Below are 9,480 nucleotides of genomic sequence, written 5' to 3'. Positions count from 1 at the left end.
GTCCTGGATGGGGTGCTGTGTGTCGGGGGTGAGGTGGCTGAGCTGCGTCCGGGATCGGGCGCCGCGTCGCGCGTCGCGGCCGAGATGGGTGAGTTCGGCGACGCCCGTAACCGGCGATGCGTAAGCCGCCGTGACCGGCATGCCTACGGCCCTGACCCCCCGGGTGGCGCGGCGCCGGGTCCGGCTGAGGCGGCTGAGTTCCGTGCCACCCGACCCGGGGACGCGATGCCCGGCGTGGTCGCTGACGGCCGGGCTTCGCGACGCGCTGAATTCGGCGACGCACGCCTGCCGGGGACATCGGCGCCCGCCATGACCTGATGGCGCGCTGGAGCCGGACCACGCGTGAGCCGGCGTCAGGGCGGAGGAGCGGGCGTCAGGGCGAGCGAGCAGGGGTCAGGGCGGGGAGCGGGGTTGGCGTCAGGGCATGGCGCCCGGTGTGATCAACCCCGTCTCGTACGCCAGCACCACGGCCTGCACCCGGTCGCGCAGCCCCAGCTTGGTCAGCACGTTGCCGACGTGCGTCTTCACCGTGGTCTCGCTCACCACGAGCTTGGCCGCGATCTCCGCGTTGGACATGCCCTTCGCGATCAGCCGCAGCACCTCCAGCTCCCGCTCGGTCAGCCGGTCGAGCCGCGCGGGGGTGGCCTGCTCGTGAGCGGGCGGCAGCCGCGTGGCGAACCGGTCGAGCAGCCGCCGCGTCACGCTGGGCGCCACGATCGCGTCACCGGCCGCCACCACGCGGATCGCCTGCACCAGTTCGTCGGGCGGCACGTCCTTCAGCAGGAACCCGGAGGCGCCGGAGCGCAGCGCCTCCACGATGTACTCGTCCAAATCGAACGTCGTCAGCACCAGCACTTTCGGCACGTGCGCCGACGGCGCCGCCTCCCGCACGATCCTGCGGGTGGCCTCGATGCCGTCGACCCCCGGCATCCGGATGTCCATGAGCACCACGTCGGGCAGCAGCGCCCGCGTCTGCTCCTGCGCGCCTTTGCCGTCGCCGGCCTGGCCCACCACCGTGATGTCGGGTTCGGCCTCGAGAATCAGGCGGAATCCCGTACGCAGTAGCGGCTGGTCGTCCACCAGCAGCACTCTGATCGTCATTGGCCGTCCTTCAACGGGAATCTCGCCCGCACTTCGAAACCGCCCCCGGGTAGCGGACCGACGCTGAGAATTCCACCATAGAGGGCAACCCTTTCACGAATGCCCACCAAACCATGACCGGGCCGCGCCGGCTCCCCGGCCGTGCCCTCGCCGTCGTCGGCCACGCGTACGTCCAGCTCGTGCGGCGCGTGGCGGACCGTCACCACCGCCTCCGTCCCGGCGCCCGCGTGCCGCATGCTGTTCGTCAGCCCTTCCTGGACCAGCCGATAGGCGGCCAGGTCGACCCCCGCGGGCAGCGGCGGCGGCTCGCCCTCGACGATCAGCTGCGTGGGCAGCCCGGCCTCACGCATCTGCTCGACCAGCGCGGGCAGGTCGTCCATGCCCGGCTGTGGGCCCAGCTCGGCACGGGCGTCGGTGCGCAGCACGCCGACGATGTTGCGCATCTCGGACATGGCCATCCGGCCGGTGTGCTCGATCGCCGTCAGCGCCTCGCGGGCCAGACCGGGGTCGGAGGACAACACCTTGCGCGCCGCGGCCGCCTGCACGGTCATCACGCTGACGTGGTGGGCGACGACGTCGTGGAGCTCGCGGGCGATCCTCGACCGCTCCTCCGCCCGCGCGGCCCGCGTGTCGGCCGCGCGGGCCCGCTCCAGCCGCGCCGCACGGCCTCGCAGCTCCTCCCTGTAGGCGCGGCGCAGCCGCAGGCTCCGGCCCGCGCCCCACACCGAGACCAGCACCATGGCCACCACCACGTGGTCGCTCAGGCTCGTGGCCCTGGGCGGGCCCGCCGCGGCGCCGAGGGTGTACGCCAGCACCGAGATCAGCAGCCCGCCCAGCGCCATCGCCAGGCCCCGGTTGGAGGCCACGGAATAGAGCAGCACCAACCCGGACAGGCCCGGCACCCCGGTGCTGTATCCGAACGCGGTCAGCAGCGTCTCCGTCACCAGCCCCGCGCACAACGCCGCCAGCGGCCACCGCCTGCGCACGGCCACGGGGGCGCACGCCAGCAGCACCAGCAGCACACCGGACGGATCGGGCTCGCGTATGCCGTCGACCGCCAGGCCCCCGGACGGCAGCCGTCCGGTGTCGTAGAGAACGAACAGCGCCACCGAGGCCGCGGCCACCACCCCGGCGAGCACCGTGTCGTGGAACCTGGTCCGGTCTATCCGCACCGCTTCACTGTAGGCCCAGGCCAGAGCACGCAACCTCCTCCCTCGGGAGGATTAGCGCGCACGCCCCCGGCCACGCCGCGCCCCTGGGACGCGCGCTCAAAACTCGTCGGCGACACAGCGGCGGTGTCGTGGGACGCGCGCTCAGAGCTCGTCGGTGGCCGAGCGGCGGCTGCTGCGGACGGTGTCGCCTGGCCGGCGGTCGGGCACCGGCGGCGGGGTGCCGCCGAACTCCGGGCACAGCGCCTGGTGGTCGCACCAGTCGCACAGCCGGCTCCGGCGCGCCCGCCACTCGCCCGACCGCAGGGACCGCTCGATGGCCGCCCACAACGCCATCACCTTACGCTCGGTGGCCAGCAGGTCGGCCTCGTCGGGCGCGTAGCGCAGCACCTCGCCCTTGCCCCCCAGGTAGACCAGCTGCAGCAGCCGGGGCACCTGCCCGCGCAGCCGCCACAGCACCAGGGCGTAGAACTTCATCTGAAATAACGCCTTGGCCTCGAAATCGGGCCCTGGCGCGCTGCCGGTCTTGTAGTCGACCACCCTGACCTCGCCGGTCGGCGCCACGTCGAGCCGGTCGACGTAGCCCCGCAGCATCAACCCTCCGTCGAGCATCGCCTCGACGTAGAGCTCCCGCTCGGCGGGCTCCAGCCGCGTCGGATCCTCCAGCGTGAAATAGCGCTCCAGCATGCCGCGCGCCTGCGCCAGCCACTCGGCCTGCTCGGCCTCGTCGGCGAACATCTCGCCGTAGTGCGGGTCGTCGTCGAGCAGCCGCCGCCACTGCGGCTCCAGCAGCTCCAGCGCCGCGCTCACGGAACGCCGCGGCGCCGGCAGGTCGTAGAGGCGCTCCAGGACCGCGTGCACCACCGTGCCCCGCACCGCCGCCTGCGACGGCTTCTCGGGCAGCTGGTCGATCACTCGGAAACGGTAGAGCAGCGGACATGTCATGAAATCGCCCGCCCGGGACGGGGAGAGAGCTCCGATGATCGCCGGCTCGGTCAAGGTCATGCACCGCACTCTAGGTCAAGAGCCCGACAGAATAACGCCCGCGGAATGAGGATCACGTGATCCGGCGCGTAGCATCAAGGCAGCAACAGCACGTGCCAACGGGAAGTCCGCGACACGGACCGCAGCCCGGCCCTCCGGCCGGGCGACGCGACGGGTTCCCCGCGGCGAGGATGTCAAGGAGTGCGGTGAGCGAGCAGAGCCCGCGACAGGAGTTCTCCGGCCTTCGGATGGGAAAGCCGTTCGGCATTCCGGTTTACGTCTCGTGGACATGGTTCATCGTGGCGGCCTTCATCACCATGCTTGTCGGGCCGAGAATGCAGATCATGCTGCCCGAGCTGAACAGCACGGCCGCATACGCCGTCGCGTTCGTGTTCGCGGTGCTGCTGTACGTCTCGGTGCTGCTGCACGAGCTAGCGCACAGCGTGCTGGCCAAGGCCTACGGCCTGCCGGTCCGGCGGATCACCCTCTACTTCCTCGGCGGCGTGTCGGAGATCGAGAAGGAGCCGCCGACGCCGGGCAAGGAGTTCCTGGTGGCCGCCGCGGGCCCCGCGCTCTCGCTGGGCCTGGGCGGGCTCGGGCTGGCCGCCGACATCTACGTGATCAACGACGGCGGCATCCCCGAGGCGCTCGTCTGGCAGCTGTGGGTGGCCAACCTCATCGTCGGCGTGTTCAACCTGCTGCCCGGGCTGCCGCTCGACGGCGGCAGGATGTTGCGCGCCGGCGTCTGGAAGCTCACCAAGAACCCGGGCTCCGGCACCATCGTCGCCGCGTGGGGCGGCCGGGTGCTGGCCGTGCTCCTCGTCGTCGTGCCGGTCGCGACGGCGCTGTCCGACGGGCGCGAGCTCGACCTCACCGACCTGCTGTGGCCGATCGTGCTGGCCATGTTCATCTGGCTCGGCGCCAGCCAGTCGCTGCGCGTGGCCAAGATCCGGGCCAAGATCCCGCAGGTCAACGCCCGCACCCTCGCGCGCAGGGCCGTTCCCGTGGCCGCCGAGACGCCGCTGGCCGAGGCGCTGCGGCAGGCGGGCGAACGCCGGGCCGGCGCCATCGTCGTGGTCGACCACGACGGCCAACCCCTCGCCATCGTCAGTGAGGCCGCCGTCCAGGCCACGCCCGAGCACCGCCGCCCCTGGGTGAACGTCGCCTCCCTCGCCAAGTCGCTCGAGCCCGACATGGTGCTCGCCGCCGATCTGGAGGGCGAGCCCCTCATCGACGCCATGCGCGAGGCCCCGGGCAGCGAATACCTGCTCGTGGAGCGCGGCGGCGAGATCTACGGCGTGCTGGCCACGGCCGACGTGAACCGGGTCTTCTCCGGCGTCTGATTTGTCCCACTCGTTTAAGCGGCAGCCCCCGGATAGGGTCGTGTCCAGCAGTTTCGGGTGGGCCGGAGCCGACTCTGGCGATTTCTGCGATGTGACGACTGGCCGATAGTGTGCTGTTTGGCCAGACTTGCACAGTTGAGGGGTTTGCCGCGGTCGACCGGTTCGCCGAATCGAGACGAGGTGGCCGCGACGTGGCCTCGTCGTCGGGGTACGTATGGCTGGTGACCATGCGGGTGCCGTAATACCGCCGGCTTCCGGGGAGGAGAGTTGAGTGACCGAGCGCAGCGAGGGCACCAATGAGCGCAGCACGGTCGTCATGAGGGAGGACGCATGACCGACCAAGGCTTCGGAGTGGTGCGTCCGCTTCCTGGAAATGGGCTGGTCGCCTACGAGGGCGGGCTGCTGCTCGTGTGCGACGCCGGCGAGTCCGCGGCCGACGACCTGCTCGAGGCGCTGCGCGCGACGGCCTCGTCCGGCGGGGACGGCCGCGCGCTGGCCCGGCGCGCCGCCCAGGTGCTCGCGGCCAACATGGCGGGCGACCCGGCCACCTGCGCGGTGGCGGGCTCCGTCGGCGACGGCGTGGCGGTCCTGGTCAGCGGCTCCGCGGCGGCCACCATCGCCACCCCGGCAGGCGAGACGCGGCTGGCCGGCAGCGACTCCCTGACGTGGGCCGACCGGCTCGTCACCGGCACCGTCGAGCGCGTCGAGCTGAGCCTGCCCGGCGCCGGCAGCCCGCACCCCGCGGTCCGGTTCGACGGCGGCGTCGTGCACGGCGGCGGCCTGGTGGGCGATTTCTCCGAGCAGCCCTCGGCACCTGCCGTGTCCAGGCCGCTCACCAGCGAGATGCCCGCCACCGGCCTCCACGTCGAGCCCGACCTCATCCAGCCGCCCGCGCAGCAGCCCGTCGAGCGCCCTCCCTACCCGCTGGCCGACCAGCCGCCGGCCACCTCGGGCCCTCAGCCGGGCCCCCACTCGGGTCCGCAGCCGGTCGAGCAGCCGTCCTACCTGACGCCCGCGGACCAGCCGCCCCCCTACGGCCCGCCGCAGGACCAGCCGCCACCCCTGCCCGAGCCGCAGCAACAGTTCCCCTCCTACGACGAGCCCGCGCACCCGGGCAACGGCGAGCAGCAGGCCCAGCAGCACATGCGGCCGCCCGACCACTACGACCAGCCCGGTCCGCCCGGGCCCGGCCCGCAGGAGCACTACGACCAGCCCGGCCCGCCCCAGCAGCAGGATCAGCAGGCCGACCACGGCGACCGGCCGCTGGTCTACGGGGTCGACTGCAAGAACGACCACTTCAACGATCCCCGTGTGCCCTACTGCGCCGTCTGCGGCATCGCCCTGGTCCAGCGCACCCTCGTCCCCTACAAAGGGCCGCGTCCCTCGCTCGGGGTCCTCGTCCTCGACGACGGCACGGCACTGCCCCTGGAGACCGACTACCTTCTCGGCCGCGACCCGGAGCGCGCGCCCGAGGTGGCCGGCGGCAGCGCGAGGCCGGCCAAGGTGACCAGCCCCGACGGCTCGGTCTCGCGCCGCCACCTGCGCGTGGCGCTGGACGGATGGGACGTCAACCTGGTGGATCTGGGCTCGGTCAACGGCACCCAGATCCAGCCGCCCGGCGACCCCAACTTCTACGACATCCCGCCCAACGAGCCGGTCACCATCGCCCCGGGCACGACCGTCCGGGTGGGGGTGTCCCGCACGCTCCGCTTCGAAGCCCACCGGGGCTGACACCGCGCCGTCTGACGCTCGCGCCCTCGCTGAGGGCGCGAGCGTTCCCGGTCGATGACGGGCGCCCGGGTACGTCCATGATCCAGAGCCATTCCAGCCTTCGGTGCGTGAGACGACACCGCGGGTGGGTTGCGGCGTCCGAGGCGCGGACGCGGGATCGGCGGCCACACAGGGGATCCCGGCCGAGGAGCACAGATTTTATAGGCCTATATCCGGAAAAGCCTCAGCCTGGCAAAAAACCGAGGAATAGGCGAAGGATCTTCACGAGTGACGGGCCACTGGGGCAGGTTTTCCGCCCTAATGGGGCCCGGAACCGGTCGTCCGTAACCCCGGGATTCCGCCTGTGCGGAAGAAGGCCGGCGCCCGCTAGACCGGCCGGAAAGACCGTACCCCGCGCAACATGCGCACCGCCGCCTCCAGGCCCCCGGCGGCCTCCAGTGCCCGCCCCGCCGCCGTGGCGAACCGGCTCACCAAGTGCTCGTCACCGTCGCTGAACCCGCGCCCCGCCACCCACAGGTGCGTGGAGTCCCGCGTCGCCATCGGCACGGGCATGGACAGGAAACCCGGCTCGCCCACCGACACGTCACGCGCCAGCCGCACCGTCGCCGGTGACGCCACGAGCTCCTTCATCACCCCCGACTCCGCCAGCCACCGTCGCACGCGCAGCGGATCGCCTGGCGGGGTGTGCACGTGGATCGAGCACGCGTGCCGGCGCAGCACGTCCACCCGGACGAATCCGGCATTCCCGGTGCCCGCGACGGCCGCGGCGGTACGGGTGAGCCGGTCGATCAGGTTCGCCGCCTCCAGGCAGGAGAAGACGGCGATGAGCTCGCGCATGGCGACGTCGGCACGGTCGTATGGCATCGCGGTGCCCCTCAAGGGAGAGGGTGAGATCGCGTACCCCGATCACGCGACCCTTACGTGCGGGTGCCCCGACTATCGCCCTGGACGGCGCCCTTGACCAGACCTCGACAGGAAATCAGGATTTCCGGCCCGCGGGCTCGTCCTGCCGCAGGCGCGCCCACGCCACGTCGTCGGCCCGGGTGCCGTCCGGCTGCGGGAACAGCTCACGGTGCACGCCCTCCCGGCTGAACTCCGCGCGTTCCAGCACCCTCTGCGAGGCCGTGTTGCCCGCCTCGGTGCCCGCCACGATCCGGTGCAGGGGCGTGCTCGCGAAAGCCCAGTCCACCAGCAGTCGCACCGCCCGCGTCATGAGCCCCTTCCCCCGGTGCGACGGCACCAGCGAGTATCCGATCATCCCCTGCCCCAGTGCCGGGGCCACCTGCGTCAGCTGCAGGTGCCCCGCGAACGCCCGCGAGGCCGCGTCCCTGATCGCCAACTCGACCCGCTGCCCCGAGGCCCACCAGTAGCCGGTGTAGCGGCAGCGCCGCTCGTTGTCCTCCAGCGTGGCCGGCGGCCCCACGGAGTAGACCGCCACGCTCGGCTCGGCCATCATCCGGTGGAAGTCCATGGCGTCCTCGGCGGTTAGCGGCTCCAGCACCACGACCCCGTCGGTGAGCTCTCCGCCCTCGAAGAAGGGAAGGTACGGCTCCGCCACCGCCACGGCGTCGCCCGCGAGCCGACCGAACGTGACGAAGTCGACAAACCGCCCGTCCCGCACCTGCTTGGCGTCCCGCTTGCGCCCCTCCTCGCGGAAACCCGCTTTGTACGCCACCCGCAGGCCCGCGACGTTCTCCACCTCGGTCTGCAGCTCGACCCGGCGCAGCCCGTGGTCGAACAGCCAGTCGGTGACCGCCCTTGCCGCCGTGGCCGCCACGTTCTTGCCCCGGGCCCACGGTGCCACCATGTAGCCGATCTCGGCCACGCCCCAGCGGTCCGGCGGGCGCACGCCGATGGACCCGGCGTACCGGCTGTTCTCCGTGATCGCGAACTCGGCGCCGCCGTCCCGCCACTTCGCCGCCGCCAGGTCGAAGTAGTGCCGCACGTGCTCGGGCAGGTAGGGCGACGGCAGCACCGGCAGGAACCTGGCCGTCACCGGATCGCCGCAGGTCATGACGATGGCCTCGGCGTCGGCCTCCGCGGGAGGACGCAGGATCAGGGAACCGGTGGAGATCACGTCGCGCGGGAGCATCACCCATAGATATCGCGCGTCCTGACGTGCTCGAAAGCCCTATAACCTTGCCGCCATGGGTTTCCGCAGGCATGGGCCTTTCCAGGCGGGGGATCAGGTGCAGCTCACCGACCCCAAGAACAAGCGCCACACGATCACGCTCAAGGAGGACGGCGTCTTCCACACCCACAAGGGCGCCATCCCGCACAGCGATCTGATCGGCCAGCCTGAAGGCTCCGTCGTGCGCTCCTCAGGCGGCACCGCCTACCTCGCCTTCCGCCACCTGCTGCAGGACTACACGCTGGCCATGCCGCGCGGCGCGGCCGTCATCTACCCGAAAGACGCCTCCATGATCGTCGGCATGGCCGACATCTTCCCCGGCGCCCGGGTCATCGAGGCCGGCGTCGGCTCCGGCGCGTTGACCTGCTTCCTGCTGCGCGCGGTCGGCGCCGAGGGCCACGTCACGTCCTACGAGCGGCGCCAGGAGTTCGCCGACGTGGCGCGCAAGAACGTCGAGAAGTTCTTCGGGTCCGAAAAAGGGGGCCCCGTGGACGGCAACTGGCGCCTGGTCGCCGGCGACCTGGTGGCCTCGATCGACGAGGTCGACGTCGACCGCGTCATCCTCGACATGCTCGCCCCCTGGGAGTGCGTCGACGCGGCCGCCAAGGCGCTGACGCCGGGGGGTGTGATCTGCTGTTACGTGGCCACGACGACCCAGCTGTCCAAGACGGTCGAGGTCATTCGCGATCATGGGTGTTTCACCGAGCCGCATGCGTGGGAGACCCTGGTTCGCGACTGGCACGTCGAAGGACTCGCGGTGAGACCGGATCATCGGATGATCGGCCACACCGGGTTCCTCGTCACCGCCCGCCGCATGGCCGACGGCGTGACCCCGCCGCCGCGCCGTCGACGACCGAAGGGGACGACTGAAGAACTATGACAATTTGGCCACGAGGGTGCGTTGGTGCGTGACACGGGAACAGATCGCCGTGTTCATATGCTGGGAGTATTAAACGCACTATTGGGGATTAATCACCGAATACTGAATGTCACACGACGAACACTGCCCGGCCAGGTTACG

The 9,480-nt window shown here is 71.4% G+C and carries 8 protein-coding genes; 3 read left to right on the top strand and 5 right to left on the bottom strand.

Going from position 1 to position 9,480, the window contains the following annotated elements:
* Positions 1 to 417: 417 nt before the first annotated feature.
* From E1294_RS31705 to E1294_RS31695, 3 genes are all read right to left on the bottom strand, one after another.
* Positions 418 to 1,101, bottom strand: coding sequence for a response regulator (locus E1294_RS31705; protein WP_132340456.1), 684 nt, complete (start codon positions 1,099 to 1,101; stop codon positions 418 to 420).
* Positions 1,098 to 2,273 (bottom strand): sensor histidine kinase, encoded by a 1,176-nt coding sequence (locus tag E1294_RS31700; protein WP_132514543.1) that lies wholly within the window; start codon positions 2,271 to 2,273, stop codon positions 1,098 to 1,100. Before E1294_RS31700 ends, E1294_RS31705 begins: the two co-directional genes overlap by 4 nt.
* Before the next feature lie 141 nt (positions 2,274 to 2,414).
* Positions 2,415 to 3,275 carry a RecB family exonuclease gene (locus E1294_RS31695; protein WP_132514541.1) on the bottom strand — a complete coding sequence of 287 codons (861 nt, stop codon included), beginning with the start codon at positions 3,273 to 3,275 and terminating at the stop codon, positions 2,415 to 2,417.
* Between the two features lie 185 nt (positions 3,276 to 3,460).
* On the opposite strand from E1294_RS31695, the gene E1294_RS31690 reads away from it, so the two are divergent.
* Entirely contained in the window at positions 3,461 to 4,597 is a 1,137-nt protein-coding gene (locus E1294_RS31690; RefSeq protein ID WP_246083421.1) for a site-2 protease family protein, read from the top strand.
* Between the two features lie 330 nt (positions 4,598 to 4,927).
* Entirely contained in the window at positions 4,928 to 6,328 is a 1,401-nt protein-coding gene (locus E1294_RS31685) for an FHA domain-containing protein (RefSeq protein WP_132514537.1), read from the top strand.
* 366 nt (positions 6,329 to 6,694) lie between these two features.
* On the opposite strand, the gene E1294_RS31680 is transcribed toward E1294_RS31685, so the two are convergent.
* Both E1294_RS31680 and E1294_RS31675 read right to left on the bottom strand, forming a co-directional pair.
* On the bottom strand, positions 6,695 to 7,192 hold the full coding sequence (locus tag E1294_RS31680) for a hypothetical protein (RefSeq protein ID WP_132514535.1): 498 nt from the start codon (positions 7,190 to 7,192) through the stop codon (positions 6,695 to 6,697).
* A 115-nt stretch (positions 7,193 to 7,307) separates the two neighbouring features.
* The gene (locus E1294_RS31675) at positions 7,308 to 8,420 is read right to left on the bottom strand and encodes a GNAT family N-acetyltransferase (RefSeq protein WP_132514533.1); all 1,113 of its coding nucleotides are present in this window, start codon (positions 8,418 to 8,420) and stop codon (positions 7,308 to 7,310) included.
* A 55-nt stretch (positions 8,421 to 8,475) separates the two neighbouring features.
* On the opposite strand from E1294_RS31675, the gene E1294_RS31670 reads away from it, so the two are divergent.
* Positions 8,476 to 9,339, top strand: a complete 864-nt coding sequence (locus E1294_RS31670) for a tRNA (adenine-N1)-methyltransferase (RefSeq protein ID WP_132514531.1) — start codon at positions 8,476 to 8,478, stop codon at positions 9,337 to 9,339.
* Positions 9,340 to 9,480 lie beyond the last annotated feature (141 nt).

This window comes from Nonomuraea diastatica (genome assembly GCF_004349015.1).
GTDB classification, from domain to species: domain Bacteria; phylum Actinomycetota; class Actinomycetes; order Streptosporangiales; family Streptosporangiaceae; genus Nonomuraea; species Nonomuraea diastatica.
The sequence above is the reverse complement of the archived record's forward strand: the minus strand, read 5'-3'. Positions and strand labels throughout refer to the sequence as shown.

Bases quoted from the DNA above. Each gene is read 5' to 3' on its own strand.
- E1294_RS31670 (WP_132514531.1), top strand. From the start codon at position 8,476: ATGGGTTTCCGCAGGCATGGGCCTTTCCAGGCGGGGGATCAGGTGCAG.
- E1294_RS31685 (WP_132514537.1), top strand. From the start codon at position 4,928: ATGACCGACCAAGGCTTCGGAGTGGTGCGTCCGCTTCCTGGAAATGGG.
- E1294_RS31695 (WP_132514541.1), bottom strand. From the start codon at position 3,275: ATGACCTTGACCGAGCCGGCGATCATCGGAGCTCTCTCCCCGTCCCGG.
- E1294_RS31705 (WP_132340456.1), bottom strand. From the start codon at position 1,101: ATGACGATCAGAGTGCTGCTGGTGGACGACCAGCCGCTACTGCGTACG.
- E1294_RS31675 (WP_132514533.1), bottom strand. From the start codon at position 8,420: ATGCTCCCGCGCGACGTGATCTCCACCGGTTCCCTGATCCTGCGTCCT.
- E1294_RS31680 (WP_132514535.1), bottom strand. From the start codon at position 7,192: ATGCCATACGACCGTGCCGACGTCGCCATGCGCGAGCTCATCGCCGTC.